Source organism: Paraburkholderia unamae, assembly GCF_003096875.1.
GTDB lineage: Bacteria > Pseudomonadota > Gammaproteobacteria > Burkholderiales > Burkholderiaceae > Paraburkholderia > Paraburkholderia unamae.
Map to the genome: position 1 here is coordinate 114798 of NZ_QEOB01000013.1, position 26752 is coordinate 141549.

Consider the following 26752-nt stretch of genomic DNA (forward strand, 5'->3'; position numbering starts at 1 on the left):
AGGGAATGCGCTTAACGCGACATCATGAGCATGCCGACGTTATGCATGACCCAGATCGTGCCGAAGATCAGGAACGCGGCGGCCAGCACCGTGTACGCGAGCGAGAGCACGTTCCAGCCCTGCCCCGGCGAGACGTTCAGGTGCAGGAAGAACACCAGGTGCACGACCACCTGCACGAACGCGAGCACCGCGATCACAATGATGGCCGTGGTGGCGTCGAGCGTGCCGTGCAGCACGACGCCAAACGCGCCTGCGGTCAGCAGCACCGCGAGGATGAAGCCCGCCACATAGCTGCCAAGGCTGCCGTGGGACTGAGCATGAGTATGTGCTTGAGCCATTTAGAGCACGCTCCCCAGATAGACAAAAGAAAACACGCAGATCCACACGACGTCCAGAAAGTGCCAGAACAGGCTCAGGCACGTGAGGCGGCGGACTTCCTGCTCGCCCAGTTGCGGCGCGCGAATCACCTGGATCATCATCACGAGCATCCACAGCAGGCCGAAGAACACGTGCAGGCCGTGCGTGGCGACGAGCGTGAAGAACGACGAGAGGAACGCGCTGCGCTGCGGACCGGCGCCGTCAGCGATCAGGTGCGAGAACTCGCGCAGTTCGAGCACGAGGAACGACGCACCCAGAACGAAGGTGACAGCCAGCCAGCCGAGCACGACGCTGTTCTTGCGCTGGTGCGCGCCGAGCATCGCGAAGCCGTAGGTGATGCTCGAGAGCAGCAGCACCGCGGTTTCGAGCGCGACGCCCGGAATATCGAACAGGTCCTTGCCCGTCGGGCCGCCCGCGAACTGGTGGCCGAGCACGCCGAACGTGGCGAACAGCGCCGCGAACAGCAGGCAGTCGGTCATCAGGTAGACCCAGAAGCCGAATACCGAGTGCGACTCCGGGTGATCGTGATGATCGAGTTCGGCAAGGGTTGCCGCATTGGTTTTCTGTAACATCAGATTGCCTCCTCGGCGACCAGATCACGCTTGGCCACGGCAGCGCCGGCGCCAAAGCGCTTTTCCTCGATCTCGCGAACCTTCGCGGCCGGGATGTAATAACCGTCGTTGTTGCCGAAGCTCTTGATGATCACCGTCAGCACGACGCCGACGAAACCGAGCACGGCAAGCCACGTGATGTGCCACACGGCCGCAAAACCCAGCACGAGGCTGAACATGCCGATGATGAAGCCCGCCGCCGTGTTGGACGGCATATGGATGTCGGTGTATTTCGCGGCGAGTCCCGGAGCACGGCCCGTTTCCTTCATGTGCGCGAAGGCGTCGATGTCGTCCACGTGCGGAATGACCGCGAAGTTATAGACTGCCGGCGGCGACGAAGTTGCCCATTCGAGCGTACGGCCGTCCCACGGGTCGCCCGTCACGTCCTTGCACGCCGCCTTGTTGCGGTCCACGAAGGCCATCACCCATAGCAGCACCTGGAACACGATGCCGAGCGCGATGATCACGGCGCCCACTGCGGCGATCACGAAGTACGGATGCCATTCGGGCACGTCGTAGTGGTTGGTGCGGCGCGTTGCGCCCATGAAGCCGAGCACGTAGAGCGGCACGAAGGCCACGTAGAAGCCGACGAACCAGCACCAGAACGACGCCTTGCCGAGCTTTTCGCTGGGCTTCAGGCCAAACACCTTCGGGAACCAGTATTGCAGGCCCGCGAGGTAGCCGAACACCACGCCGCCGATAATGGCGTTGTGGAAGTGAGCAATCAGGAACAGCGAGTTGTGCAGCACGAAGTCCGCGCCCGGAATAGCCAGCATCACGCCGGTCATGCCCGCGATCGAGAACGTCACCATGAAGCCCACGGTCCAGAGCACCGGTGCGGTGAAGTGGACACGGCCGCGATACATCGTGAACAGCCAGTTGAAGATCTTCACGCCGGTCGGAATGGCGATGACCATCGTCGCGATACCGAAGAACGCGTTGACGTCGGCTCCCGAGCCCATCGTGAAGAAGTGGTGGGCCCACACGAGGAACGCCAGCACCATGATCGCGCACGAGGCGTAGACCATCGTCTTGTAGCCGAACAGCGGCTTCTTGCAGAACGTGGCCATCACTTCCGAATAGATGCCGAACGCAGGCAGCACGAGGATGTACACCTCGGGGTGGCCCCACGCCCAGATCAGGTTCAGATACAGCATGGCGTTGCCGCCGAGTTCATTCGTGAAGAAGTGCGTGCCGACGTAACGGTCGAGGCCGAGCAGCGCCACGGCGATCGTGAGGATCGGGAACGTCGCCATGATCAGCACGTTCGAGCACAGCGCCGTCCACGTGAACACGGGCATCTTCATGAGCGTCATGCCCGGCGCGCGCATCTTGATGATCGTGACGAAGAAGTTCACGCCTGTAATCAAGGTGCCGACGCCCGAGAGCTGGACCGCCCAGATGTAATAGTCCACCCCCACGTCCGGACTGAACTGCAACTCGGAGAGCGGCGGATACGCAAGCCAGCCCACCTTCGCGAATTCACCGATCACGAGCGACAGGTTGATGAGGATCGCGCTGATCGCCGTCATCCAGAACGAGAGCGAGTTCAGGAACGGGAACGCCACGTCGCGCGCACCGATCTGGAGAGGCACCACGAGGTTGAAGAAGCCGACCATGAGCGCCATCGCCATGAAGAAGATCATGATGACGCCGTGCGCCGTGAAGATCTGGTCGAAGTGGTGCGGTGGCAGATAGCCCGGCGAATTGAACGCCATGGCCTGCTGGATACGCATCATGACCGCGTCGGCGAAGCCGCGCACGAGCATGAGCACCGCCACGATCATGTACATCACGCCAATGCGCTTGTGGTCCACGCTCGTGAGCCACTCGGTCCAGATGTACTTCCATTTGCCGGTCACGGTCACGAGACCGAGCACGCCGAGGACGAGCAGCGCCATGAACGCTGCCGCGCCCATGATGATGGGCTGATCGAACGGGATCGCCTCTAATGTGAGTTTTCCGAACATGCTGCTTACCCCTTGGTCACGCAGGACGGGTCAAAATTCGTCACGTGCCCGTTGTTGTACTTCGCGATGATGTTGTTGAAGAGCTTCGGGTCGACTGTCGAGAAGTACTGGACCGGCGCCTTCTCCTGCGGCTTCGAAACCGATGCGTACTCGTCCATCGAAAGCTGGGTGGACGACGTCTTCACCTTCTGCACCCAGGCGTCGAAGTCCTGCTGGCTCGTGGCGAGCGTGCGGAACTTCATGTCCGAGAAGCCCTTGCCGCTGTAGTTCGACGAGAGGCCGTCGAAATCGCCGGCTTCGTCGGCGATCAGGTGCAGGCGCGTTTGCATGCCCGCCATGGCGTAGACCTGGGTGCCCAGTTGCGGGATGAAGAACGAGTTCATCACCGAGTCCGACGTGATGCGGAAGTTGACCGGCGTGCCCACCGGCACGGCGAGCTGGTTCACCGAAGCGATGCCGAGGTCCGGGTAGATGAAGAGCCACTTCCAGTCGAGCGCGACCACTTCGACGTTGATGGGCTTCACGCTCGACTCCAGCGGCTTGTACGGATCGAGTTCGTGCGAGGTGCGCCACGTGAGGATGGCGAGGAACAGAATGATCGCGGCCGGAATGGCCCAGACCACCACTTCGATCGCCGTGGAGTGGGCCCACTTGGGCGCGTAGGTCGCGTTGCGGTTGGAAGCCCGGTAACGCCACGCGAACAGCAGCGTCAGGATGATGACGGGCACCACGACCAGCAGCATGGCCCACGTGGCCGTGAGGATGAGCGACTTCTCGGCCGCGCCCACGCTGCCCTTCGGGTCCAGCACGGCGAAATTGCCGCTGCACCCCGCAAGAGAAACGAGCAGCCCGCTGCCGAGGGGGATTAACCACCTTTTAAAGGCTTTTCTGTCTTTCATGTTTGCCTGTTCTTCCGTTGTCCACCAAAACGCGTAACACCCAACACATTTGCATCGCAAAATCGCCACGCAAAATGCACCCGTATCGTATGCAGCGCGATTTTACGGAAAGGAGTAATCGCGAAATTTGATCTTTGCTAAGGATTCGCGAGCGGGTCAAATCTCGCTCAGGCAAGCGCGGCGTAAAGCCGCAATTATCTTTCTAGAACCTTTCGGTTTTGCGGGCGCCCTGTGGGGCGCTGATTCCGGCCCGGCGGGACCTGCGCGCACGCGCGCTCAAAGGGCACGAAGGCGTGATTGGGTCAATTGCGAAATCTTCAGAAAGTGTTTCGATTCATTCGAATCCCTGTGCCGTTTTTTATTCGCAAATGAATGACACGGCGATCCGGATTGGAATCAATTCATTCAGATTTTCCGCCTATATATTTAGCGAAAATAAATTGATGGAAGTCAAATAAACGGAATCGAATGGGCATAATGCGCGCATTTGTCGCAAGCAGCAACAGACCGGTCGATCGTCGCGGGAAACGTCCGTCCCGCTCGTCCCCGTTGCCCCGCCCCCGGCGCGCCGCGTGTTGGCGAAACCGGTCGCTTGCGCTATCTTGACAGGTTCTCCAAGCGCCGCAGCCACACCGACCGCCACGCCCATGAATTCTGCTTCCAATGCCTCGCCCGGCCGTTCCGCCGAACCGCCGGAGATCCCCGAAAAGCCGGGCGACTCCTATGTGCAGTCGTTCGCGCGCGGGCTTTCGGTGATCCGCGCGTTCAACGCCGAGCATCCCGAGCAGACCCTGACCGACGTCGCCGCCGCAACCGGCCTCACGCGCGCGGGCGCGCGCCGCATCCTGCTCACGCTCCAGACGCTCGGCTACGTCGAAGCCGAGGGCCGGCTTTTTCGCCTCACGCCGCGCATTCTCGATCTCGGCTTCGCCTACCTCACGTCGATGCCGTTCTGGAACCTCGCCGAACCGGTGATGGAGGAGCTCTCGCAGGAAGTGCACGAGAGCTGCTCGGCGGCCGTGCTCGATCGCACGGAGATCGTCTACGTGCTGCGCGTGCCCACGCACAAGATCATGACGATCAACCTCTCGATCGGCAGCCGCCTGCCCGCGTACTGCACCTCGATGGGGCGCGTGCTGCTCGCCTCGCTCGACGAAGGCGCGCTCGAGGAAACGCTCGGCTCCACGCCGCTCTACGCGCACACGCCGCGCACCGTCACCGATATCGGCGAGCTCAAGAAGATCATCGCGCAGGTGCGCCAGCAAGGCTGGGCCATCGTCGATCAGGAACTGGAAGGCGGCCTCATCTCGATCTCCGCGCCCATTCGCAACCGCCACGGCCGCGTGATCGCCGCGATGAACATCAGCGGCAACGCGCAGCGCACGTCCGCCAAGCAGATGGTGAAGACCTTTCTCGAACCGCTTCAGCAAGCGGCCGCGCGCGTGTCGGGCATGGTCGCGCGGCGCACCTGAACGCTCAGGCGACGTCGGCGAACACCTGCACGAGCCAGTCTGCGAAAGCGCGCACGCGCAGCGACAACTGGCGGTTCTGCGGATACAGCACCGAAACCGGCAATGGCGGCGGCGGATACGCCGGCAACACGACGCACAGCTCGCCGCTCGCGAGGTGCTCGCGAACGCGGTAGCGCGGCACCTGCACGATGCCCAGCCCCGCCAGCGCACCCGCCGTATAAAGCTCCGCGCCGTTGACGGCCACCGGCCCCGGCAGCGTCACACGTGCCACGCCCTGCGGCGTCGTGAATTCGAGCGGCAGCGCGCGGCCCGTGGCCGACGAAACATAATTCACGGCGCGATGCCCCGAGCCGGACACGCTTGCTCCTTTGTTCTCATGCTCCGCAATGCCCGCAGCCGCGCCGTCGAGCGCCTCGATCGTCGCCGGGTCGCCGTGCCGTTCGAGATAGGCGGGGCTCGCGCAAGTCACCTGCTCCAGCAGCGCCACGCGACGCGCGATCATCGAGGAGTCGGCCAGTTCGCCCGCGCGCAGCACGCAGTCCACGCCCTCGCGCACGAGGTCGACGAAATGATCGCCCGAGCCGATGAAGAGGTCGATGCGCGGATAGCGCGCGAGAAAGTCGGGCAGGCGCGGCATCACGAAATACTGCGTGAGTGTGCCCTGCATGTTCACGCGCAGGCGCCCCTGCGGATCGGGGTCGCGAAAGGCCTCCTCGGTTTCCTCGAGGTCGGCGAGCAGGCGCGTGCAGCGCTGGTAATAGGCTTCGCCGTCGAGCGTCGGCTTCACCTGGCGTGTGGTGCGTTCGAGCAGGCGCACGCCGAGGCGTGCTTCGAGCCGCTTGATGGAGTTGGTGACCGTGGCGCGCGGCAGGTTCAGATCCTCGGCCGCCTGCGTGAAGCTGCGGCGGTCGACGATGCGCGTGAAAATCTGCATCTCCTGGAAACGGTCCAAGGGCATTCTCTATGAGTTCGCGAGTCGCCTTCATCTTCTCATGGCAACCGCCCTCGACCAAAAATCCCCCCTGCCTGCGCGAGCCCTTAAGCGGCTGTTAAGGCGAGGTTGCGGCGAAGTCGTACGCGCACCGCCCGGCGTTGGCGCTAGCCCGCCGCCACCTGCCTCACGAGTTCGACGAACGCCTCGCCCGCCTCCTCCAGTCGCCCCGAGTTGTCGATGCGCGAGAACGCCGCGCCCTGCGGCACTTCGAAGGGCGCGCGCCGCGCGAGGCGCGCCGCCACCTGCTCGGGCGTTTCGCGCGCCCGCGAGGCGAGGCGCGCGGCGAGCACGTGCTGCGCGGCCTCGACATGCACGAGCGTCATGCGCGCATAGCGCTCGAATGCCTCGCCCGCGTAGGCGCGCGAGCCATTCACCACCACGGTGCAGCCCAACGCCATCCACTGGTCGATCTCCACGCCCACGCCGTAGCGCAGCGCGTGGCTGCGCCATTGCAGCGCGAAGAGGCCGCGCTGCGAGCGCGCTTCGAATTCGGCCTCGTTGAGCGCGATGTGGTTCTCGCCGCCGCTGTCCTCGCGCGTGATGTAGCGATGCGCGAACACCACGCTTTCCCCGGCGAGACGCTCGCGCGCATAGCGCAGCAGCGTGTCCTTGCCCGCGCCCGAAGGCCCCATTACATAGATCAGGCCGCCCTTCATGCGCGCACCTGCGCGAACGCAAGACGGCGCCACAGCGCGAACGGCGCGCCCGGTTGCGGCTCGACGAAGAGGGCCGCGCCCTCCACGGGCAGCGCGCGCGCATCGCACATCTGCGTGTTCCAGGCCTCGACGAGTTGCGCGCACGTTTGCGCGTCGTTCAGCGAATCGGATAGCGTCATGTGAAAGCGGAATTCTTCGAACACGTACGGGTAGCCCCATTCTTCGACATAGGTGCGCTGACGCGGCGTGAGCGGCGCGTCCAGGCGCTTCGCAAGCTCGGCGGGCGTTTGTGGGGCGCGCAGCGAACCGAGTGCGCGCAGGGCGCTCGCCGCGAGTTCGCGCAGCGCGGTTTCGCCGGCTTCGTCGGCCGGACGCAGCGCGACGAAGCGGCCGAGCGTCGCCGCCTCGACGTTGGCTTCGAAGCGCGCCTGCTCTAGCGCCCACTGCTGGGCGGCCGCGCACAGCGCTTCGGGGCTCACGCCTCGTGCGAGCCGGAACGGCGGCACGAGCGTGCCGTGCCAGCCATATCGGCGGGGCGCAACGCTCAGGCCGGCGAGCGGTTGCGCGAGTCCCGCGATCCGCGGCGACGCGAGCGTCTCGCCCGTTTCCGGATCGCGGCCAAGCCAGGCGCAACCCGCCTGCCACCAGACCGACCCGCGCGGCGGCGCATAGTAAAGCGCGAAGCGCGTGGCTTCGCTCCAGTCCTGCTGCGGCACGCTCATAGGTCGTGCTCCACCATGAGCTGCACGCGATCGGCCGCGAAGTGGGTGACGCCATATTTGATCGGCACGCCGTCGAGATCGACGTCGACGTTTTCCACCCACAGCACCGGCTGCTGCCGGTTGATGTTCAGGCGCCGCGCCACCTCGGCCTCGGGCAGCACGCTGCCGATACGGCTCCACTTGCGCAGATAATCCTTCACGCCGAATTCGGCGAGCGCCTTGGAGGTGCTGTCCACGCGCTCCATGACGGCGGGCAGGTCGGCGAAGCGTGCGGCCGGATACCAACTGCGCGCGTAGGTGAGCGGCACGCCGTCCGACTCGTGCAGCGTTTCGAGCCGGTACACGAGCGCACCCGCGCGCAGGCCGAGCGCCTTGGCGACCGCGGGGTCCGCCTTCACGCGCGACGAGGCCAGCAGCTTGCCCGCCGCCGAATGCTGATGGCGCTTCAGGTTTTCGGTGAAGCGCGTGCGCTTGCCGATGGTGTAGTCGATCGCGCCGGGCTGCACGAAGGTGCCGCGCCCCTGCTCCACGCTCACGAGGCCGAGCGCCGCAAGGCCCAGCATTGCGCGCCGCACGGTATGGCGGTTCACGTCGAAACGGCGCGCGAGTTCGCCCTCGCTCGGCAGGCGGCCGTCCTCGCCGAAGCCCTTCGCCGCGATCTCGGCCGCGAGGATCTGCTCGATCTGCCGCCACACCGCCACGCCCGCGCCGCGTTCGAGCAGGCTGGCCGGCGCCTCGTCGTTCGATGTCATGGTGCTGTCATTCCTCTCGGTTCCAATAGCGTTTTGTGCATTGTAGTGCGCAGGGCGTGATGGAAATATGAAAACCTCGAATCCGCCCGCGTGAAACGACTGTACCATTAAACGTCTAGACGTTTAGATGAATAGATGGTTCAATTGACCCGCTTCACAGAACCAGTTGCCATGTCCGCTCTCCCCTCGTTCACGACACAGGAACTCCGATGAACGCTTCCTCCACCTCGTCCTCCCCCGCCGCACGGCGCGCATGGATGGTGGTTCTCGCGCACACGCCGCGCGCCGAGCTCGAAGCGGCGCTGGGCGCGGCGCTCGCAGGCGTCCCCGCGCCCGCCTTCGACTGGCTGCGCCCGCCGCAAACCGGCGTTGCCATGGTGCGCGGGCGCATTGGCGGCACCGGCGACGCCTTCAATCTGGGCGAGGCCACCGTCACGCGCGCCACGCTGCGCCTGCGCGCCTCGGGTGCCGTCGGCGCCGAAGCCGCACCCGCCTCGGAAGCCGCCGGGCGCGCCGATGCAAGCCTGCCCGGCCCGGTCGGCGTGGCCTGCCATCTGGGCCGCGACAAGCGCCGCGCCGAGCTGGCCGCGCTCGCCGACGCCCTGCTCCAGTTGCCCGCCCGCCACGAGCGGCTGCATGCGCAGTTGATCGAGCCGCTGGCCGCGCGCCTGGCCGCCCAACGTGACACGCGCCGCGCCAAAGCGGCCGGCACGCGGGTCGAGTTCTTCACGATGGTTCGAGGTGACGCATGAGCGACCAACGCAATGCCAACAACGGCGCCATGACGCCCGATTTGCTCGCGGCGCTCGCGCCCGGCTTCGGCGACCCCGTCCATGACACGCAGGCCGTGTTCCGCACGCTGCTCGACGCGCTCGCGCGCCCCGGCACGATCGGCTTGATCGAAACGCCGCTGCCGGGCGCCGCCGCCGAGGCTTCCACCACGCGCGCCGGTCTCGCCGCCTTCGCCTCGCTGCTCGCGCTGGCCGACTACGCCACACCGGTCTGGCTCGCGCAGCCCGACGCGGCGCTTGCCGCCGCACTGCGCTTTCACGCGGGCGCGCCGCTTGCACCGGAACCTCGCACGGCCGCGTTCGCTTACGTGCACGACGCCGCGGAACTGCCGCCGCTCGAAGCCTTCGCAAGCGGCACGCCCGAGTCGCCGGAACAGGCGGCCATGGTGTTCGTGCGCGTGAGCGCGTTCACGGGCGGCGCGCCGCTCTCGCTGCGCGGCCCCGGCATCGAAACGACTTGCAGCATCGCGCCGGTCGGCCTGCCCGAGCGCTTCTGGCGCGAACGCGCCGCTTTTGCGCCGCACTTCCCGTGCGGCATCGACTTCTATCTCGTGTGCGGCAACCGTTTGATGGGCCTGCCGCGCACGACTCTCGTGGAGATGCACTGATGTACGTCGCCGTCAAAGGGGGAGAGCGCGCGATCGAAGCGTCGTGGCGTCTGCTCGACGAAGCGCGCCGTGGCGACACGGGCGTGCCGGAGCTGAGCGTCGCGCAGATCCGCGAGCAGATGCGCCTCGCCGTGGCGCGCGTGATGGCCGAAGGTTCGGTCTACGACGAAGAACTCGCCGCCCTCGCGATCAAGCAGGCCGCGGGCGATCTCGTCGAAGCGATCTTTCTGCTGCGCGCCTATCGCACCACGCTGCCGCGTTTCGGCTATACGGAGCCCGTCGAAACCGAAAACATGGTGGTGGAGCGCCGCATTTCCGCGACCTTCAAGGATGTGCCCGGCGGCCAGGTGCTCGGCGCGACCTACGATTACACGCAGCGCCTGCTCGATTTCGCGTTGCTCGCCGATGGCACCGATGGCACCGACGGCGAACACAGCGCAACACATGCGCCGCTCGCCACGCCGCCCGAGGAACCGATGCCGCGCGTGCTCTCGCTGCTCGACAAGGAAGGCCTGATCGAGCAGGAAACGCCCGCGTCCGGGGCGCGCGAGCCCGGCGACCTCTCACGCGAACCGCTGGCGTTCCCGGCCGATCGCACGCTGCGCCTGCAAAACCTCGCGCGCGGCGACGAAGGCTTCCTGCTCGCAATGGGCTATGCCACCCAGCGCGGCTATGCGCATTCGCACCCGTTCGCGGGCGAGATCCGCTTTGGTTCGGTGTGCGTAGAAATGGTGCTGGACGAACTCGATGAGGCCGTCGAGATCGGCGAAATCGAGTTGACCGAGTGCCAGATGATCAACCAGTTCGCGGGCGCGAAAGACGTGCCGCCGAAGTTCACGCAGGGCTACGGGCTCACGTTCGGCCATGCGGAGCGCAAGGCCATGGCGATGGCGCTGGTGGACCGCGCGCTGCGCGCCGAAGAACTGGGCGAGACGATCGCCTCGCCCACCCAGGACATCGAATTCATGCTCTCGCACAGCGACAACGTGGAAGCCTCGGGTTTCGTGCAGCATCTGAAACTGCCGCACTACGTGGACTTCCAGGCCGAGCTGGAACTCGTGCGGCGCTTGCGCGCGCGGCATGAGCAAGACGCCGGCGAGCCGAACCAGGAGGCCGCATGAACGCGCCCGATACCTTGCAGGCCAGCGCGGCCGCTGCCGCTTCGCCGGCCGCTTCGCATCTCACCTCGCATCTCACCTCGCATCCCACCTCGCACGTCGCCTCGCACGAAACACAAGCCGCCTCCGGCTACAACTTCGCTTATCTGGACGAGCAGACCAAGCGCATGCTGCGCCGCGCGCTGCTCAAGGCCGTGGCCGTGCCCGGCTACCAGGTGCCGTTCGCCTCGCGTGAAATGCCGCTGCCGTATGGCTGGGGCACGGGCGGCATTCAGGTGACGGCGGCCATCATCGGCGCGAACGACACGCTCAAGGTGATCGACCAGGGCTCGGACGACACCACGAACGCCGTGAACATCCGCCGCTTTTTCGCACGCACCACGGGTGTGGCCACCACGCGCCACACAACGCAAGCGTCGATCATCCAGACGCGCCACCGCATTCCCGAAACGCCGCTCACCGACAAGCAGATCCTCGTGTATCAGGTGCCGATGCCCGAGCCGCTGTTCCGTCTCGAGCCGCGCGTGGCCGAATGCAAGAAGCTGCACGCGCTCGCCGATTACGGCCTGATCAGCGTGAAGCTTTACGAGGACATCGTGCAGCACGGCAGCATCGCCACGACCTACGATTATCCGGTCACGGTGAACGGGCGCTACCTCACCTCGCCTTCGCCGATTCCGAAGTTCGACAATCCGAAACTCCACATGAACGCCGCGCTGCAATTGTTCGGCGCGGGCCGCGAGCGCCGCATCTATGCGATCCCGCCGTACACGCCGGTCAAGAGCCTCGACTTCGACGATCACCCGTTCGAAGTGCAGCGCTGGGAGCACGCGTGCGCGCTGTGCGGCTCGCGCGAGAGCTTCCTCGACGAGATGATCGTCGACGACGCGGGCAAGCGCATGTTCGTCTGCTCGGATAGCGACTACTGCCACGAGCGCCGCGCAGACGACGATGCAAGCGACGACGCAAGCGAAAACGACGTCGATGCGCGCGCAACGAATCAAGCCGGAGAAAACGCATGACGCCGCTGCTAAGCGCAAGATCGCTCACGAAGCAGTTTGGCGGCCGCAACGGCTGCCGCGACGTGAGCTTCGACCTGTACCCCGGCGAGGTGCTGTGCATCGTCGGCGAATCGGGCTCGGGCAAGACCACGCTGCTCAACACGCTCGCGCTGCGCACCGAAGCCGATTCGGGCGACTTGCACTACACGAGCGCGAACGGCGAAACGCTCGACCTGCGCACGCTTTCCGAGCCGCGCCGGCGCCTGCTTGCACGCACCGAATGGGGCTTCGTGCAGCAGAATCCGCGCGACGGGCTGCGCGCGGGTGTCTCGGCCGGGGCCAATATCGGCGAGCCGCTCATGGCCGTGGGCGCACGCCACTACGGACAGATCCGCAACACGGCGCAGCAATGGATGCAGCGCGTGGAACTGGACGCCCTGCGCATCGACGAGCTGCCCTCCGCGTTTTCGGGCGGCATGCAGCAACGTCTGCAAATCGCGCGCAATCTCGTGACCGGGCCGCGCCTCGTATTCATGGACGAGCCCACGGCAGGCCTCGACGTGTCCGTGCAGGCGCGCCTGCTCGACCTGTTGCGCACGCTCACGACCACGCTGCATCTTTCGGTGCTGATCGTCACGCACGACATCGGCGTGGCGCGCTTGCTCGCGCATCGCCTGATGGTGATGCAAGGCGGCACGGTGGTCGAATCGGGCCTGACCGACCAGGTGCTGGACGACCCGCAACATCCCTATACGCAGACGCTGGTGGCATCCGTGCTGCCGGTCTAGGATGATCGACATGACTTTCACCTCAACACCGGCCGCCCCCGTCACGAAAGGCACGCGCGCCTTCATCGAGCGCCCCGCGCTCATGCTGCGCGCCGAGGACGTGCGCAAGACCTTCACGCTGCACGGCCAGGGCGGCATCGGCATCGAAGCGCTCGCGGGCGTTTCGCTCGACGTGGAGCGCGGCGAATGCATCGTGCTGGTCGGGCCCTCGGGCGCGGGCAAGAGCACGTTCCTGCGCTGCCTGTACGGCAACTATCTCGCGAGCGGCGGCTCGATCGCGATCCGCGACGAAGGCGCGCCGCTTGGCCACCTGGAAATCACGGGCGCGGCGCCCCACGACATCCTGCGGCTGCGCCGCAACGTGATGGGCTACGTGAGCCAGTTTCTGCGCGTGATTCCGCGCGTGAGCGCGCTCGACATCGTGGCCGCGCCGCTCGTGTCGCGCGGCGTGGAGGAAGACGAAGCCCGCGAGCGCGCGCAAACGCTGCTCGCGCGCCTGAACGTGCCGCGCCGCCTCTGGCCGCTCGCACCGGCCACCTTCTCGGGCGGCGAGCAGCAGCGCGTCAACATCGCGCGGGGCCTGATCGCGCAGCATCGCGTGCTGCTGCTCGACGAGCCCACTGCTTCGCTCGACGCGGAAAACCGCGAAGTCGTGGCGAGCCTGATCGGCGAGGCGCGCGAACGGGGCGCTGCGATCGTCGGCGTGTTCCACGACGAGGACACGCGCGAGCGCGTCGCCACGCGCGTACTCGAACTCACCGCGCCGCGCGCGCAAGCGCCGCTCACCGCCGCGGCCTGAATACCGCCAGAATGGCGCAAACCGATATCTGCGATATCTGCGATTTCTGATTAGGGAGCCTGACGATGTTGATCAAAAACGCTCGCATCGTAACGCGAGACGACGTTTTCACCGGCACGCTAAGCGTGGAAGACGGCATCATCCGTGACATTTCACGCGGCTCGACCGCCGCGCCCGAGGCCGAGGACTGGGAAGGCGACTTCCTGTTGCCGGGCCTCGTCGAACTGCACACCGACAACCTGGAAAAGCACCTTGCGCCGCGCCCCGGCGTGCACTGGAACACCGACGCCGCCTTCGTCATTCACGACGCGCAGATCGCGGCAGCCGGCATCACCACGGTATTCGACGCGCTCGCCATCGGCACGCGTCTCGCCGTGGGCGTGCGCGGGCGCGACGTGCAGCTTGCCAGCGCCGCCGCGCTCAAGCGCTTTTCCGAACGCAAGCTGCTGCGCGCCGACCACTTCCTGCACCTGCGCTGCGAGATCGCCACCGAAGACGTGATCGAATTGTTCGACACGCTGAGCGACCATCCGCTGCTGCGCCTCGCCTCGGTGATGGACCACACGCCGGGCCAGCGCCAGTGGCACGACCGCGCGCAGTGGCGGCGCTTCCAGGAGCGCCACGGCAAATGGACCGACGAGCAGACGAACGCCATGCTCGCCGAAATGGCCACCGAACAGGAGCGTTACGCCGACGCGCACCGCCTTGAAATCGTGCAGCGCTGCCGCGCGCGCGGCATCCCGCTCGCGAGCCACGACGACACCCTCGTGGAACACGTCGAGCAGGCCACCGCCGAAGGCATCGTGCTGGCCGAATTCCCGACCACGCGCGTGGCCGCCGAGGAAGCGAAAAAGCGCGGCATCGCGACGATCATGGGCGCGCCGAACGTGGTGCGCGGCGGCTCGCACTCGGGCAACGTCTCGGCACTGGAACTCGCGCAGGCCGGCCTGCTCGACATCCTCTCGTCCGACTACGTGCCGTCGAGCCTCCTGACCGCCGCGTTCGACCTCGTGACCCAGGCCGACTGGACGCTGCCGCGTGCGCTCGCCACGGTCTCGTGGGAGCCCGCTCACAAGTCGGGCCTGACCGATCGCGGCGCGATCGAGCCGGGCCTGCGCGCCGACTTCGTGCGCGTGACGATGCTCGACTCGCTGCCCGTGCCGCGCGCGACCTGGCGCGCGGGCGTGCGCGTGGTCTGAACGTCCGCTCTCGCCGCCTTCGCTGCTGCATTGCGGCAGCGAAGGCGCGCCGCAATTGCCCTCGTTTTTACGCGTAGCCAACAGCGCGCCGTCGATTCGATTTCAACCACCCTTCATTCCCCTGCCGGCGCCGCGCCGGCGGGATTTCGCATTCCTCCGACTGTTGCGGCGGAGCATCGCACGACGCGCCGGCGAGCCCCGCGGCGGGCCCGGCTCGCTTCCCCGCAAGCCTTGCCGGACAAGGCTTTGCGCCGCGTCGCACAAGCGCACGGGCGTACACTTATCCGCGCCCTTTCCCGCCATCCGGTATTACACTAGCGACGCAGCAATTTTGACCTGGTAAGCTTGCCGCGCTTCGCTGGCCGCAGGCCGGCGGGTCCAAAAAAAATCCCGGTGCGAGCCGCGCCGGACAATGCGCTGCGGTGGCACAACCGCACGCGGCGCGCCCTGAACCATCTCGAGGAGTACCCATAGTGAAGAAACTGCTTGCCACCCTCACGGTCGCCCTGCTCGCCGTCTCGGCCGGCGTCGCTCATGCGAAGGACTGGTCCACCGTGCGTTTCGGCGTTGACGCCAGCTACGCACCGTTCGAATCCAAAGCACCCGATGGCAAGCTGGTCGGCTTCGATATCGACCTTGGCAACGAGATCTGCAAGCGCCTGAACGCCAAGTGCGTGTGGGTCGAGCAGGACTTCGACGGCATGATCCCGGGCCTGAAGGCGAAGAAGTTCGACGGCGTGCTCTCCTCGATGACGATCACCCCGCAGCGTGAACAGCAGATCGCCTTCTCGGCGAAGCTGTTCAACACGCCGACGCGCCTCGTGGCCAAGAAGGGCTCGACCTTCCAGCCGACGGCCGATTCGCTCAAGGGCAAGTCGGTTGGCGTCGAACAAGGCACGATCCAGGAAACCTACGCCAAGGAAAACTGGGCGCCGAAGGGCGTGAACGTCGTGCCTTACCAGAACCAGGACCAGGTCTACGCCGACCTGATCTCGGGCCGTCTGGACGCCGCGCTGCAAGACGAAGTGCAAGCCGACCTCGGCTTCCTGAAGACCCCGCGCGGCGCGGGCTTCCAGTTCGCGGGCAAGGAAATCCCGACGGGCGCAGCGGCCATCGGCCTGCGCAAGGAAGACGCCGACCTGAAGGCGAAGATCGACCAGGCGATCGCCGACATGATCAAGGACGGCACGTACAAGAAGATCGAAGCCAAGTACTTCGACTTCGACGTCTACGGCGGCTAAGCACCGCGGTACGCAAGCCCGGACTTCGGTCCGGGCTTTTTTTCTTGCGATTTAATCCGGATTCCGAATCGTTTTGATTGCGCGCACGGCACCCACGGCATGCGCGGGCACGCGGGTTCCTGGCCAACGGCGAATCCGCTAAGATCGGCATATCGCCCGCTTAGCGCCACTCACGGGCCTCTCGTCAACCTGACCGCCATTCGCGGTCCCCCGCGCCTCGCGCATCCATCATGCAAACCCGAAACCATCCGTTGATCGCGCCCGCCCTCGGCACCGCCAGGCAAATCGCCAGCTTTCACTACGGCAAACCCGGCGGCAACCAGAAGGTCTATATCCAGTCCTCGCTGCACGCCGACGAACTGCCGGGCATGCTCGTCTCGTGGGCGCTGCGGCGCAAGCTCGCGGAACTGGAAGCCGCGGGCCGCATGCGCGGCGAAGTCGTCGTGGTGCCGGTGCCCAATCCGGTGGGCTTGAATCAGCATTGGCTCGGGCATCTGATCGGCCGCTTCGAATCGAACACGGCGCAGAACTTCAACCGCAATTTCCACGAACTCACGGCGCTCGTGCTGCCCGACATCGAGGCGAAACTCGGCCCCGACGAAGCCGCGAACCGCACCGCGATCCGCGCCGCCATGGGCGAGGCGCTGGCCGCGCAACAGCCGAAAACCGAGCTCGACTCGATGCGCCTCGCGCTGCAACGCCTCTCGTACGACGCCGACATCGTGCTCGACCTGCATTGCGACTGGGAAGCCGCCATGCACATCTACACGAACCCCGAGCTCTGGCCCGAGGTCGAGCCACTCGCGCGCTACCTCGACGCCAAGGCGTCGCTGCTCGCGCTCAACTCGATCGGCAACCCGTTCGACGAGATCCACAGCTTCTGCTGGTCGGAGCTGCGCGAGCGCTTCGGCGCGCACTACCCCATTTCGCACGGCTCGATTTCGGTGACGGTCGAATTGCGCAGCCAGCGCGACGTGTCGCACGAATTCGCCGAACATGACGCCCAGGCCATCATCGAGTATCTGATCGGGCGCGGCGTGATCGAAGGCACGGCCGCGCCGCTGCCGCCGCTCGCCTACCCGGCCACGCCGCTCGCGGGCACGGAGCCGATCGTCGCGCCCCAAAGCGGCGTGCTCGTGTTCCGCGTGGAATGCGGCACGTGGGTGGAACGCGGCGCGGCCATTGCGGACATCGTCGATCCGATCGCCGACACCGTGACCACGCTGCACGCCGGCGTGAGCGGCGTGGTATACGCGCGCCACAGCGCGCGCCTCGCGACGGCCGGCATGGAAGTCGCGCGCATTGCCGGTGAAAAGCCCATTCGCACCGGTTCGCTGCTCTCCCTGTAACGCCACGGTATTGAAAAGGGCTCGCGCCGCCAGCGCGAGCCCTTTTTCATGGATCTCCTCCCCATTTCATTTATTTCGGGTAACTAATTTTCGATTTCAGGAATGAACGCTAATAAGCCATGTAAAGCGCGCATTGATCGGCCGTTAATGCGTTGCTGGTGTTAATCAATCCGAGCTTGAAGCCGGAATCAAAAGATCGATAATCGCGGTAAACAAGAAGAAGCTTAGAAAAAAATTTTATAAGGCCGCTTTTTCCAATCCGGCATGCCGAATAACCCCCCATATTCGGCCGCAAACCCAATAGCGGCGGGCATCGCGGGAAATCCGAAGGGCGCGCAACCCGGGTGTCGCATTCGCACAACACAATGGCGACAATTTCCCTACATAGCCTTACTGTCACATTCCTTTCGTTATCGACCCTTAAATTGCAGCCGGTCGCATCCACCTGCCCGTTAGAGGCGGGGGTAGTCATCTTTCCTTTACCCGGAGAAACAGTTGAAAAAGAAAATTCTGACCACCGCTATTCTTGCGTCTATCGCGGGCGTGGCACACGCACAAAGCAGCGTCACCCTGTACGGCTTGATCGACGCCGGTATCAGCTACAACAGCAACGTCAAGAACTCGACGGGCGGCAGCAGCAGCCTGTGGCAATACGGCGACGGCGTTGCACAGGGCAGCCGTTGGGGCCTGCGCGGCACGGAAGACCTGGGCGGCGGCCTGAAGGCGATCTTCGTGCTCGAAAACGGCTTCAACAGCGGCAACGGCACGGCAGGCCAGGGCGGCGCGATGTTCGGCCGTCAAGCCTTCGTCGGTCTGACGCAGTCGAACATCGGTTCGCTGACGTTCGGCCGCCAGTACTCGTTCAGCACGGACGTGCTGGGCGCGAACTACTCGACCGGCGGCAACACCGTCGCGGGTAACTACGCTTACCACTTCAACGACGTCGACCAGCTCACGTCGAGCCGCATCAACAACTCGGTGAAGTTCCAGAGCGTGAACTTCTCGGGCCTCACGTTCGGCGCGTTGTACGGCTTCTCGAACTCGACCTCGTTCGCCGGCTCGCCGACGGGCACGTCGACGGCTTCGTCGCGCGCATACAGCTTCGGCGCGAACTACGGCTACGGCCCGTTCAGCCTCGGCGCCGCGTACACGAACATCACGTACCCGGGCGCAGCCACGCCGTCGATGTCGACCTCGATCTCGAACCTGCCGGCAACGGCGCTGACGATCCACGACCTGCGCTCGTTCGGCGTCGGTGGCCGCTACATCGTCGGTCCGGCAACGCTGTGGGCCCTGTGGACCAACACGCTGATCTCGCCGATCGCCGGTTCGTCGACGCTCTACAACGCGTATGAAGCAGGCGGCAAGTACGCCTTCACGCCGGCTCTCTCGGGCGCGCTCGGCTACACGTACTCGCGCGCTTCGGGCAGCGCTTCGGCTCACTGGAACCAGATCAACGCAGCCGTTGACTACGCACTGAGCAAGCGCACCGACGTGTACTTCCTCACCGTGTACCAGGACGCTTCGGGCCGCGTCGGCACGACCAACGTGCAGGCACAGATCGGCGATTCGACCTCGAACATCTTCCCGACGTCGGGCACGGGTTCGCAGGATCAAGTCGCGGTGCGCGTCGCAATCCGTCACAAGTTCTAAGCAGCACACGCTACGCAACAGCGGCAGCGGGCGGCTCACGCCTCCCGCTGTGCTTTACCGGACGGGGCATCCCTTTGGGATGCCCCGCTTTTTTTGCGTGCGCGCCCGCCCTGCGACGTGATGACCGCCGTCGCCCCACCCTGGCCCCGCTTCTGGTACGCTGCGCTCTCTCACCTCGCAGCTATCGAACCGATGGAACTCCCTTTCAACGAAGCCGCCGTCTCGGTCACGCGCAGCGCGCTCACCGCCGCGGGCCAGGTCTTTCCCCTGCGCGACATCGAGGACGTGCGCATCGTCACGGGGCGGCGCAGCCGCGTGGTGCCGATCGCGATCAGCCTGCTCGGCGCGGCCGGCGCCGCCGTGGGCGGCGCGTTGGGCTCGGCGACAGGTCTTGCGTGCGGCGTGATGGTGATCGTGGTGGGCTGGCTCGCGTGGATCTGGCAGGAGACGATCCACCGGCTCTATGTCGTGACGGGCGGCGAATTGCGCGAAGCGGTCACGAGCGGCGACCGCGCGTTCCTCGATCGCGTGGAGCAGGCGGTGCGCGCCGCCAAGGCCGCGCAAGGCGCGCAGGCGGAAAGCGGCAAGGCGCGGCCGGCCGCGCCCTGAGGCCACTGAGGCCACTGAAGCCACTGAAGCCACTGAAGCCGCCGAAGCTCACCACGCCGCCGCGGCGGCTTTTGCCTCACTCCATCTCGATCGACTTCACGTGCCAGATATCGCGGGCGTACTCCGCGATGGCGCGGTCCGACGAGAATTTCCCCATGCCCGCCACGTTCTCGATCGCGCTCGCGGTCCATGCGGGCACGTCCACGAACCGCTGGTCGGCGGCCTCCTGGGCCGCGACGAAAGCCGAGTAGTCGGCCAGCACGAGGTAGTGGTCGCCCCAGTCCACGAGCGTGTGGAAGATGTCCGTGTAGCGCGCCGTATCGCCCGGCGAGAAGAAGCCCGTGCGGATCTGGTCGAGCGCGCGGCGCAGTTCGGCGTTTTCCTCGTAGACCTGGCGCGGCCGGTAGCCGGAGGCGCGCAGCGCATCCACCTGGTCGGACGTGTGGCCGAAGATGAAGATGTTGTCCTGACCCACGGCCTCGCCGATCTCGATGTTCGCGCCATCGAGCGTGCCCATCGTGAGCGCGCCGTTGAGCGCGAGCTTCATGTTGCCCGTGCCCGAAGCCTCGGTGCCCGCCGTGGAAATCTGCTCGGAAAGATCCGCCGCGGGAATCAGCACTTCGGCCACGCTCACGCCGTAGTTCGGCACGAACACCACCTTGAGCCGGTCGCCCACCACGGGGTCGTGATTGATCTTCGCGGCCACGTCGTTGATGAGGTGAATGATCATCTTCGCCATGCGGTAGGCCGAAGCGGCCTTGCCCGCGAACAGCACGACGCGCGGCACCCAGTCGCGCCCGGGCGCTTCCAGAATGCGGTTGTAGCGCGTGATGACGTGCAGCACGTTGAGCAACTGGCGCTTGTACTCGTGAATGCGCTTGACCTGCATGTCGAACAGCGCGTCGGGATTGAACACAACGCCCGTGCGCTCCAGCGCGCGCTGCGCGAGGCGCACCTTGTTGCTGCGCTTGGCCGCGTGAAACGCGGCTTCGAATGCCGGGTCGCCGCGCAGCTTGCGCAGCGCGCCCAGTTCGAATAGATCGCTGCGCCAGCGCGGCCCGATCGCTTCGTCCACGAGTTGCGCGAGCGGCGGGCTCGCCTGCGCAAGCCAGCGGCGCGGCGTGATGCCGTTGGTCACGTTCGTGAAGCGCTCGGGAAAAAGGCGCGCGAAGTCCGCGAAGATGTCGCGCGTCATGAGTTGCGAGTGCAACTTCGACACGCCGTTGACCTTGTGGCTCGCCACGATCGCCAGATACGCCATGCGCACGCGGCGCTGGCCGTATTCGTCCACGAGCGAGATGCGGCGGATCAGGTCGAGGTCGTGCTCGCCACGGTCGCTCGCTTCGCGCAGGAACGCCGCGTTGATGTCGAAGATGATTTCGAGGTGGCGCGGCAGCAGACGCGCCAGGAGTTCGACGTCCCAGGTTTCGAGCGCTTCGGGCATGAGCGTGTGGTTCGTGTACGAGAACACGCGGCGCACGTGACCCATCGCCTCGTCCCAGGGCAGGTGATGCACGTCCACGAGCAGGCGGATCAACTCGGGAATGGCCAGCACCGGGTGCGTGTCGTTCAGGTGCACCGCGACCTTGTCCGAGAATCGCCCGAAGGTGCTGTGCGTGCGCAGGTAGCGGCGAATCAGGTCCTGCATCGTCGCCGAGACGAAAAAATACTCCTGGCGCAGGCGCAGTTCGCGACCGGCCATCGTCGAGTCGTCGGGGTACAGCAGGCGCGATACGTTCTCCGAAATATTGCGTGCCTCCACCGCGCGCTGATAGTCGCCCTGGTTGAACGCGGAAAGATCGAGTTCTTCGTCCGCGCGCGCGGACCACAGGCGCAGCGTATTGGTCGCGCTCGTGGCGTAGCCGGGAATCACGGTGTCGTAGGCCATGGCGTTCACGTGCTGCGTGTCGACCCACTCGACGTGGCCGTCGCGCTGCATGGTGCGCCCGCCGAAGTGCACGGGATACTGGACCTCGGGCCGCGGAAACTCCCACGGGTTGCCGTAGCGCAGCCAGTAGTCAGGCGCCTCGACCTGCTCGCCGTTCATGATCTGCTGGCGGAACATGCCGTAGTCGTAGCGAATGCCGTAGCCGAAGCCGGGAATGCCGAGCGTCGCCATCGAGTCGAGAAAGCACGCCGCGAGGCGGCCCAGGCCGCCGTTGCCGAGCGCGGCGTCGGGCTCGTAGTCGACCACGGCGTCCATGTCCACGCCCACGCTTGCGAGCGCCTCTTTCATCTGCTCGCGAATGCCGAGCGCGATCAGCGCGTTCGAGAACGTGCGGCCGATGAGGAACTCCATCGAAAGGTAATAGACGCGTTTGACGTCCTGGTCGTACTGGCGGCGCGTGGTGATCATCCAACGCTCGACGAGCCGGTCGCGCACGGCCAGCGCCGCGGCGTGCAGCCAGTCTTGCGGCCGCGCGGTCACGGCGTCCTTGCCGACGCCGTACATCAGACGGTTGGAGAGAGAGCGACGCAGCGCCTCGACGCTGCTTTGCAATTGATCGAACTCGAGGCCAACGGCTGTCATTTACGAACTCCTGTCGATCGCACCGGGCGCGTTAGCGCCTGGTGCGGTCCCACGCAGAGCGCTGGAAATGGCGGCGCGCCAACAACCAGTGCCAAGCGCGCGGTTGTTCCTGGGGCTGCGTCGCGGGAGGCGAGGTGCGGCGGCGGCACCTCGGCGTCGCGACGCGAAGCACCATCACCGCTGGCCGGCGAGCGCAGATCAGTTTGCAGAGTAGTGCATTTCTAAATGACGTGCGGCGGCGCGTCAGGAGCACGCCGGGCGCGCCCGCGCAGCGCCGGGAACCCACAGCCCGCCTCGATCCCTTGCCATGCGGACGGTTCCGCGCGCGCAGCGCGGCGGCACGCGGACGCGTGCCAGACTTGGCGGTTAGTTGCGATATGACCGCGCATACGCGCCGTCGGAAGCTCACTGCCGCCTTACAGACTCCCCACGCTTTGAAGCGTCTCCTGCAAAACCGGGCAGGCTCTGCAACAATCGCAGAATTCGCCCGTACGGCCCGCGCCGCGGCCTTCATCGTCCTACCCGCCCGAGACCGTCTTGTCCGAAACATCTTCCGCGCAGCGCGAGGCCCACGAAATCGGCCACGCCGACGCGCCCATGACGGCGAAGAACCGCCGCGCCATGGGCGCGGTGATGCTCGCCGTCGCGCTCGCGACGCTCGACACCGCCATCGCCAACACCGCGCTGCCCGCCATCGCCACCGACCTGCACGCGGCCCCCGCCGCCTCGGTCTGGATCATCAACGCGTACCAGCTCGCGATGGTCGCGACCCTGCTGCCGCTGGCCGCGCTCGGCGACATCATCGGCCACCGGCGCGTCTATATCAGCGGGCTTGCGATCTTCACGGTCGCCTCGCTCGCCTGCTCGCTCGCGCCCACGCTCACCGCGCTCGCGGGTGCGCGCGTGCTACAGGGGCTGGGCGCGAGCGCCATCATGAGCGTGAACACGGCGCTGATCCGCTTTCTCTACCCGCCGCACCGGCTCGGGCGCGGTCTCGGCACGAACGCGCTGATCGTGGGCGTGTCGTTCGCCGTGGGTCCGACCATGGCCTCGCTGATCCTCTCGGCGGGCACCTGGCCGTGGCTCTTTGCGATCAACGTGCCGCTCGGCGTGGTGGCGCTCGTGTTCGCCCTGCCCGCGCTGCCGCAGACGGCGCGCGGCAAGCACGCGTTCGACCCGCTCGCGGCGCTGCTCAACGTGGTGACGTTCGCGGCGCTGATCTTCGCGCTCGGCGAGGCCGCGCAGCGCGCGCCGGGCTTCGAAGTGGGCATTGCGGCCGTGGTGGCGCTCGTGTTCGGCGCGCTGCTGATCCTGCGCGAGGCCGGGCATCCCGCACCCATGTTGCCCGTGGACCTGTTCCGCCGGCCGGTGTTCGCGCTTTCGTCGCTCACCGCCGTGTGCTCGTTCGCGGCCCAGGGCCTGGCGTTCGTTTCGCTGCCGTTCTATTTCGAAACCGTGCTGATGCGCAGCCAGGTGGAAACCGGCTTCCTGATGACGCCCTGGCCCGTGGTCGTGGCCGCTGCCGCGCCCATCGCGGGACGGCTCTCCGACCGCTATCCGCCAGGCCTGCTCGGCGCGATCGGCCTCGCCATTCTCTCGGCGGGCATGGCTTCGCTCGCGCTGCTGCCCGCGCACCCGTCGATTGTGGACATCACCGTGCGCATGGCGATTTGCGGCGCGGGCTTCGGCTTTTTCCAGTCGCCCAACCTGCGGGCGATCATGGCGAGCGCGCCGCCCGAGCGCAGCGGCGGTGCGAGCGGCACCATCGCCGTCTCGCGTCTGCTCGGGCAGACCACGGGGGCGGCGCTGGTGGCGCTGTGCTTCGGGATCGTGGGTCAGCGCGGCCCGGCGCTCGCGCTGGGCCTTGGCTGCGCCTTTGCGGGCGCGGCGGCCATTGCGAGCGGGCTGCGGCTGTTCGCGCCGTCGCACCGGGCGGTGCGGCGCGGGTGAAGCGCGGGCGGCAGCGCGCTGCCGCCCTTCTTGCGCCTGACTGCTAACGCTTAACGCGCGAAGTACCCCTTCACGGCCGCCACGAACGTATCGATATCGGCGGCGGTCACGTCGAGGTGCGTGACGAAACGCGAAGCGTAGAGCATTTGCGTGAGGATGCCGCGCTCTTTCAGGTACGCCTCCAGCGGCGCGCAATGCTCCTGCGGGAACTGCACGAACACCATGTTCGTGGCCTGCGACATCACTTTCACCTGATCGATCTGCGCGAGACCGGCGGCGAGGCGCGCGGCGTTCGCGTGGTCGTCGGCGAGACGCGCAACGTTGTGATCGAGCGCGTAAAGGCACGCGGCCGCGAGCACGCCCGACTGGCGCATGCCGCCGCCGAGCACCTTGCGCCAGCGATGCGCGACGTCGATGAGCGCGCGGCTGCCCACGAGCACCGACCCCACCGGCGTGCCCAACCCCTTCGAAAAGCAGATCGAGACCGAATCGAAGCCCGCCGTCACCGTGCTCAAAGACTGGTTCGAGGCGACGACCGCGTTGTACACGCGCGCGCCGTCGAGGTGCGTGGAGAGACCGCGCTCATGCGCAAGCTGCGTGGCCTGGGCAACGTATTGCGCCGGCAGCACCTTGCCGCCGATGGTGTTTTCGAGCGCGAGCAGGCGCGTGCGCGCGAAGTGGTCGTCGAGCGGTTTGATCGCCGCGGCGATGCGCTCGAGCGGGAGCGTGCCGTCTTCGGCGTTGTCGAGCGGCTGCGGCTGGATGCTGCCGAGCACCGCGGCGCCGCCGCCCTCGTACTTGTAGGTATGTGCCGCCTGGCCGACGATGTACTCGTCGCCGCGCGCGCAATGCGCCATCAACGCGGCGAGGTTGCTTTGCGTGCCGCTCGGGAAGAAAAGCCCCGCTTCCTTGCCCGACTCCTCGGCCACGCGCGCTTGCAGGCGCAGCACGGTCGGGTCGTCGCCCCACACATCGTCGCCGGTTTCGGCGCGGGTCATGGCGGCGAGCATGGCTTCGCTCGGACGGGTGACGGTGTCGCTACGCAGGTCGATCATTGCGATGAAATCCTCGTGGTTGGCGCTCGCGCGGGACGAATGGGCGCGCCTTGTCGGGGCGCGCGCCGCGCGGCGTGAGAACCATCGAGTGTATTTTCAAACGGCGGGGCAGCGCAATGCCGGAGCGGACGCCCGGCCGGCGGCAACCGGGGCGCGACGGCTGCGGAAAAAACCGCCGTCGCCCCTGGCGCTCTGGTTGGTGCGTTGATTAACGCGCAAGCAGCGGCAGCGGGTCGACGGGCTTGCCGTCGCTACGGACTTCGAACTGAACACCGGCAACGCCGCGCTCGTCCGTGCCCATTTCCGCGATCGGCTGGCCTTGCGTGACCGCGTCGTCTTCCTTCACGAGCAGCTTGCCGTTGTGGCCGTAGGCCGTCACGACCTGGTCGTTGTGCTTGATGATGACGAGCGGACCATAGGCCTCGATGCCCGTGCCCGCATAGACCACGCGCCCGGCGGCGGCGGCCTTGACCTGCTCTCCGGCCGTGCCGCCGATCACGATGCCCGTGGATTTGCCGGGCACGAAGCGCTGGAGGATCGGCCCGCGCGCCGGCCAGGCGAGCGCGATGGAAGGCGCGACCGGCGCGGGCGTCGCCACGCCGGCGGCCGCGGGCGCGCCGCCCGGCACCTGCGGGGCGGCCGTGGCATAGCTTGGCGGCGGCGCGACGCGCAGCACCTGGCCCGGCAACACCTGGGCGTTGGCGCTGGAGAGCTGGTTCCAGCTCGCGATGTCCTGCGGGCGCTGGCCGTAGGCCGAGGCGATGCGCGAGAGCGTGTCGCCGGGATTGACGCGGTAGTAGCCTGCGGGCACGCCGCTCGACGACACGGTGTGCGCCGGCGTGGACTCGGCCCAAGGCGCGAAGGGGGTGCTACAGGCGCTACAGACGAGCGTGAGGGCGGCCAGCGCCGCATATGCGCCCGGATTTCGCCGTTGTCGATTCATGTTGCTGTTCCTCGCTTGGTCCTCGCGTACGTCGGAAATACGCATATTGGATGCGCGGCGGGCCGCAGGCGTTCGCTTGCGCGCCACATTCCGCGGATTAAGCCGGAATTGGCGAACGGCCCCCATTATATCGTTCATGCCCCGTCGGCCTTTTTTCGGCGTCATGCGCGCCCCGCCTACGTTTGCGCGGGGCAACGCCTATACTGGTTCACGCGTGACCCGATAATCAGATGAAAGGCCTCTCGCTTCAGTCCCATGGCCCTGAGGGATCCGAGAATGAACAAAGCCACCTTCCTTTCGTTGCAGCTCAATGTCGAAGACGTCGCGGCGTCGCCCGGCCTCGTCGAATTGTTGAACAACCATCTCATCTTCGCGGCCGACGTGGCCGAAGCCGCGGACGAACTGGTGCAGCATGCCAGCATCGCACGCCTTTCGGGCGCGACGCGGGCAAGCGTGGAAATTCCCGCCGTGGTGATCGAGCGTTTGCGCGATGCGCTCGACACGCTGAGCGGCTATGACGAAACCTGGCTGTTCGCGCTCGAACCCGGCCGTGCGCTCTTCGACGATATCGCGCGCCGGCCCCGCCTGCTGCACTAGGAAGCCAACCCGGAGCGGACGGCGCCCGCCTCGCATCGCCCGCCCCTTTTTGCCTGCGCGCCTGCGC

26 protein-coding genes are annotated in these 26752 nt (G+C 66.4%); 14 read left to right on the forward strand and 12 right to left on the reverse strand.

The annotated features are described in order from the left end of the window. Positions 1 to 11: 11 nt before the first annotated feature. The 4 genes from cyoD to cyoA are packed head-to-tail and all read right to left on the reverse strand — an operon-like array spanning position 12 to position 3858. Positions 12 to 338: a cytochrome o ubiquinol oxidase subunit IV gene (cyoD, locus tag C7402_RS26135; protein ID WP_112170921.1), complete on the reverse strand. Its 327-nt coding sequence runs from the start codon at positions 336 to 338 to the stop codon at positions 12 to 14. Beyond that, positions 339 to 950 carry a cytochrome o ubiquinol oxidase subunit III gene (cyoC, locus tag C7402_RS26140; RefSeq protein ID WP_112170920.1) on the reverse strand — a complete coding sequence of 204 codons (612 nt, stop codon included), beginning with the start codon at positions 948 to 950 and terminating at the stop codon, positions 339 to 341. It abuts the gene before it with no gap. Beyond that, positions 950 to 2959, reverse strand: coding sequence for a cytochrome o ubiquinol oxidase subunit I (gene cyoB / locus C7402_RS26145; protein ID WP_112170919.1), 2010 nt, complete (start codon positions 2957 to 2959; stop codon positions 950 to 952). The genes cyoC and cyoB overlap by 1 nt, the downstream gene beginning before the upstream one ends. A 5-nt stretch (positions 2960 to 2964) precedes the next feature. Continuing rightward, entirely contained in the window at positions 2965 to 3858 is an 894-nt protein-coding gene (cyoA, locus tag C7402_RS26150) for a ubiquinol oxidase subunit II (protein WP_112170918.1), read from the reverse strand. Between the two features lie 647 nt (positions 3859 to 4505). Here cyoA and C7402_RS26155 point away from each other — a divergent pair. Next, positions 4506 to 5330 (forward strand): IclR family transcriptional regulator, encoded by an 825-nt coding sequence (locus tag C7402_RS26155; RefSeq protein WP_116612724.1) that lies wholly within the window; start codon positions 4506 to 4508, stop codon positions 5328 to 5330. A gap of 4 nt (positions 5331 to 5334) precedes the next feature. On the opposite strand, the gene C7402_RS26160 is transcribed toward C7402_RS26155, so the two are convergent. The 4 genes from C7402_RS26160 to phnF form a co-directional block, all read right to left on the reverse strand. Continuing rightward, the gene (locus tag C7402_RS26160) at positions 5335 to 6282 is read right to left on the reverse strand and encodes a LysR family transcriptional regulator (RefSeq protein ID WP_116612820.1); all 948 of its coding nucleotides are present in this window, start codon (positions 6280 to 6282) and stop codon (positions 5335 to 5337) included. Positions 6283 to 6428: 146 nt separating this feature from the next. Further along, positions 6429 to 6980 carry a phosphonate metabolism protein/1,5-bisphosphokinase (PRPP-forming) PhnN gene (phnN, locus tag C7402_RS26165; RefSeq protein WP_112170916.1) on the reverse strand — a complete coding sequence of 184 codons (552 nt, stop codon included), beginning with the start codon at positions 6978 to 6980 and terminating at the stop codon, positions 6429 to 6431. After that, a complete protein-coding gene (locus C7402_RS26170) occupies positions 6977 to 7702 on the reverse strand; it encodes a DUF1045 domain-containing protein (protein WP_116612725.1) in 726 nt (241 codons plus the stop codon). Before C7402_RS26170 ends, phnN begins: the two co-directional genes overlap by 4 nt. After that, entirely contained in the window at positions 7699 to 8454 is a 756-nt protein-coding gene (gene phnF / locus C7402_RS26175; RefSeq protein ID WP_112170914.1) for a phosphonate metabolism transcriptional regulator PhnF, read from the reverse strand. The genes C7402_RS26170 and phnF overlap by 4 nt, the downstream gene beginning before the upstream one ends. Positions 8455 to 8663: 209 nt before the next feature. On the opposite strand from phnF, the gene phnG reads away from it, so the two are divergent. From phnG to C7402_RS26220, 9 genes are all read left to right on the forward strand, one after another. After that, a complete protein-coding gene (phnG, locus tag C7402_RS26180; protein WP_116612726.1) occupies positions 8664 to 9206 on the forward strand; it encodes a phosphonate C-P lyase system protein PhnG in 543 nt (180 codons plus the stop codon). Next, positions 9203 to 9853 (forward strand): phosphonate C-P lyase system protein PhnH, encoded by a 651-nt coding sequence (gene phnH, locus C7402_RS26185; protein ID WP_165842002.1) that lies wholly within the window; start codon positions 9203 to 9205, stop codon positions 9851 to 9853. Before phnG ends, phnH begins: the two co-directional genes overlap by 4 nt. Further along, complete coding sequence (locus C7402_RS26190) at positions 9853 to 10974, forward strand: carbon-phosphorus lyase complex subunit (RefSeq protein WP_116612727.1); 1122 nt, start codon at positions 9853 to 9855, stop codon at positions 10972 to 10974. The genes phnH and C7402_RS26190 overlap by 1 nt, the downstream gene beginning before the upstream one ends. Before the next feature lie 164 nt (positions 10975 to 11138). Then, positions 11139 to 11993, forward strand: coding sequence for an alpha-D-ribose 1-methylphosphonate 5-phosphate C-P-lyase PhnJ (locus C7402_RS26195; protein WP_244314948.1), 855 nt, complete (start codon positions 11139 to 11141; stop codon positions 11991 to 11993). After that, on the forward strand, positions 11990 to 12760 hold the full coding sequence (phnK, locus tag C7402_RS26200) for a phosphonate C-P lyase system protein PhnK (RefSeq protein ID WP_112170910.1): 771 nt from the start codon (positions 11990 to 11992) through the stop codon (positions 12758 to 12760). The genes C7402_RS26195 and phnK overlap by 4 nt, the downstream gene beginning before the upstream one ends. A gap of 10 nt (positions 12761 to 12770) precedes the next feature. Continuing rightward, the gene (gene phnL / locus C7402_RS26205; protein WP_112171118.1) at positions 12771 to 13559 is read left to right on the forward strand and encodes a phosphonate C-P lyase system protein PhnL; all 789 of its coding nucleotides are present in this window, start codon (positions 12771 to 12773) and stop codon (positions 13557 to 13559) included. A 65-nt stretch (positions 13560 to 13624) separates the two neighbouring features. Further along, positions 13625 to 14758, forward strand: coding sequence for an alpha-D-ribose 1-methylphosphonate 5-triphosphate diphosphatase (locus tag C7402_RS26210; RefSeq protein WP_116612728.1), 1134 nt, complete (start codon positions 13625 to 13627; stop codon positions 14756 to 14758). A 473-nt stretch (positions 14759 to 15231) separates the two neighbouring features. Further along, positions 15232 to 15999, forward strand: a complete 768-nt coding sequence (locus C7402_RS26215; protein WP_112170908.1) for an ABC transporter substrate-binding protein — start codon at positions 15232 to 15234, stop codon at positions 15997 to 15999. A 230-nt stretch (positions 16000 to 16229) separates the two neighbouring features. Next, positions 16230 to 17348, forward strand: a complete 1119-nt coding sequence (locus C7402_RS26220; protein ID WP_112170907.1) for a succinylglutamate desuccinylase/aspartoacylase family protein — start codon at positions 16230 to 16232, stop codon at positions 17346 to 17348. Between the two features lie 109 nt (positions 17349 to 17457). On the opposite strand, the gene C7402_RS46410 is transcribed toward C7402_RS26220, so the two are convergent. Beyond that, the gene (locus C7402_RS46410; protein WP_133254559.1) at positions 17458 to 17820 is read right to left on the reverse strand and encodes a hypothetical protein; all 363 of its coding nucleotides are present in this window, start codon (positions 17818 to 17820) and stop codon (positions 17458 to 17460) included. 23 nt (positions 17821 to 17843) lie between these two features. Here C7402_RS46410 and C7402_RS26225 point away from each other — a divergent pair, with 23 nt between their 5' ends. Further along, positions 17844 to 19001, forward strand: a complete 1158-nt coding sequence (locus C7402_RS26225; RefSeq protein WP_112170906.1) for a porin — start codon at positions 17844 to 17846, stop codon at positions 18999 to 19001. Positions 19002 to 19193: 192 nt separating this feature from the next. Further along, positions 19194 to 19610 (forward strand): DUF6232 family protein, encoded by a 417-nt coding sequence (locus C7402_RS26230; RefSeq protein WP_112170905.1) that lies wholly within the window; start codon positions 19194 to 19196, stop codon positions 19608 to 19610. A 76-nt stretch (positions 19611 to 19686) separates the two neighbouring features. On the opposite strand, the gene C7402_RS26235 is transcribed toward C7402_RS26230, so the two are convergent. Further along, positions 19687 to 22140, reverse strand: coding sequence for a glycogen/starch/alpha-glucan phosphorylase (locus tag C7402_RS26235; RefSeq protein ID WP_112170904.1), 2454 nt, complete (start codon positions 22138 to 22140; stop codon positions 19687 to 19689). 597 nt (positions 22141 to 22737) lie between these two features. Between C7402_RS26235 and C7402_RS26240 the strand changes: the two genes are divergently transcribed. Beyond that, positions 22738 to 24090 carry an MFS transporter gene (locus C7402_RS26240; protein WP_244314949.1) on the forward strand — a complete coding sequence of 451 codons (1353 nt, stop codon included), beginning with the start codon at positions 22738 to 22740 and terminating at the stop codon, positions 24088 to 24090. 50 nt (positions 24091 to 24140) lie between these two features. Here C7402_RS26240 and ltaE read toward each other — a convergent pair whose 3' ends face one another. Both ltaE and C7402_RS26250 read right to left on the reverse strand, forming a co-directional pair. Beyond that, complete coding sequence (ltaE, locus tag C7402_RS26245; RefSeq protein WP_116612730.1) at positions 24141 to 25145, reverse strand: low-specificity L-threonine aldolase; 1005 nt, start codon at positions 25143 to 25145, stop codon at positions 24141 to 24143. Positions 25146 to 25353: 208 nt separating this feature from the next. Beyond that, entirely contained in the window at positions 25354 to 26088 is a 735-nt protein-coding gene (locus C7402_RS26250) for a M23 family metallopeptidase (RefSeq protein WP_244314945.1), read from the reverse strand. A 276-nt stretch (positions 26089 to 26364) separates the two neighbouring features. Between C7402_RS26250 and C7402_RS26255 the strand changes: the two genes are divergently transcribed. Beyond that, positions 26365 to 26685, forward strand: a complete 321-nt coding sequence (locus C7402_RS26255; RefSeq protein ID WP_112170900.1) for a hypothetical protein — start codon at positions 26365 to 26367, stop codon at positions 26683 to 26685. Positions 26686 to 26752: the final 67 nt, after the last annotated feature.

Bases quoted from the DNA above. Each gene is read 5' to 3' on its own strand.
- cyoD (WP_112170921.1), bottom strand. From the start codon at position 338: ATGGCTCAAGCACATACTCATGCTCAGTCCCACGGCAGCCTTGGCAGC.
- cyoC (WP_112170920.1), bottom strand. From the start codon at position 950: ATGTTACAGAAAACCAATGCGGCAACCCTTGCCGAACTCGATCATCAC.
- cyoB (WP_112170919.1), bottom strand. From the start codon at position 2,959: ATGTTCGGAAAACTCACATTAGAGGCGATCCCGTTCGATCAGCCCATC.
- cyoA (WP_112170918.1), bottom strand. From the start codon at position 3,858: ATGAAAGACAGAAAAGCCTTTAAAAGGTGGTTAATCCCCCTCGGCAGC.
- C7402_RS26155 (WP_116612724.1), top strand. From the start codon at position 4,506: ATGAATTCTGCTTCCAATGCCTCGCCCGGCCGTTCCGCCGAACCGCCG.
- phnN (WP_112170916.1), bottom strand. From the start codon at position 6,980: ATGAAGGGCGGCCTGATCTATGTAATGGGGCCTTCGGGCGCGGGCAAG.
- C7402_RS26170 (WP_116612725.1), bottom strand. From the start codon at position 7,702: ATGAGCGTGCCGCAGCAGGACTGGAGCGAAGCCACGCGCTTCGCGCTT.
- phnF (WP_112170914.1), bottom strand. From the start codon at position 8,454: ATGACATCGAACGACGAGGCGCCGGCCAGCCTGCTCGAACGCGGCGCG.
- phnG (WP_116612726.1), top strand. From the start codon at position 8,664: ATGAACGCTTCCTCCACCTCGTCCTCCCCCGCCGCACGGCGCGCATGG.
- phnH (WP_165842002.1), top strand. From the start codon at position 9,203: ATGAGCGACCAACGCAATGCCAACAACGGCGCCATGACGCCCGATTTG.
- C7402_RS26190 (WP_116612727.1), top strand. From the start codon at position 9,853: ATGTACGTCGCCGTCAAAGGGGGAGAGCGCGCGATCGAAGCGTCGTGG.
- C7402_RS26195 (WP_244314948.1), top strand. From the start codon at position 11,139: ATGCTGCGCCGCGCGCTGCTCAAGGCCGTGGCCGTGCCCGGCTACCAG.
- phnK (WP_112170910.1), top strand. From the start codon at position 11,990: ATGACGCCGCTGCTAAGCGCAAGATCGCTCACGAAGCAGTTTGGCGGC.
- phnL (WP_112171118.1), top strand. From the start codon at position 12,771: ATGACTTTCACCTCAACACCGGCCGCCCCCGTCACGAAAGGCACGCGC.
- C7402_RS26210 (WP_116612728.1), top strand. From the start codon at position 13,625: ATGTTGATCAAAAACGCTCGCATCGTAACGCGAGACGACGTTTTCACC.
- C7402_RS26220 (WP_112170907.1), top strand. From the start codon at position 16,230: ATGCAAACCCGAAACCATCCGTTGATCGCGCCCGCCCTCGGCACCGCC.
- C7402_RS46410 (WP_133254559.1), bottom strand. From the start codon at position 17,820: ATGACTACCCCCGCCTCTAACGGGCAGGTGGATGCGACCGGCTGCAAT.
- C7402_RS26230 (WP_112170905.1), top strand. From the start codon at position 19,194: ATGGAACTCCCTTTCAACGAAGCCGCCGTCTCGGTCACGCGCAGCGCG.
- C7402_RS26235 (WP_112170904.1), bottom strand. From the start codon at position 22,140: ATGACAGCCGTTGGCCTCGAGTTCGATCAATTGCAAAGCAGCGTCGAG.
- C7402_RS26240 (WP_244314949.1), top strand. From the start codon at position 22,738: ATGACGGCGAAGAACCGCCGCGCCATGGGCGCGGTGATGCTCGCCGTC.
- ltaE (WP_116612730.1), bottom strand. From the start codon at position 25,145: ATGATCGACCTGCGTAGCGACACCGTCACCCGTCCGAGCGAAGCCATG.
- C7402_RS26250 (WP_244314945.1), bottom strand. From the start codon at position 26,088: ATGAATCGACAACGGCGAAATCCGGGCGCATATGCGGCGCTGGCCGCC.
- C7402_RS26255 (WP_112170900.1), top strand. From the start codon at position 26,365: ATGAACAAAGCCACCTTCCTTTCGTTGCAGCTCAATGTCGAAGACGTC.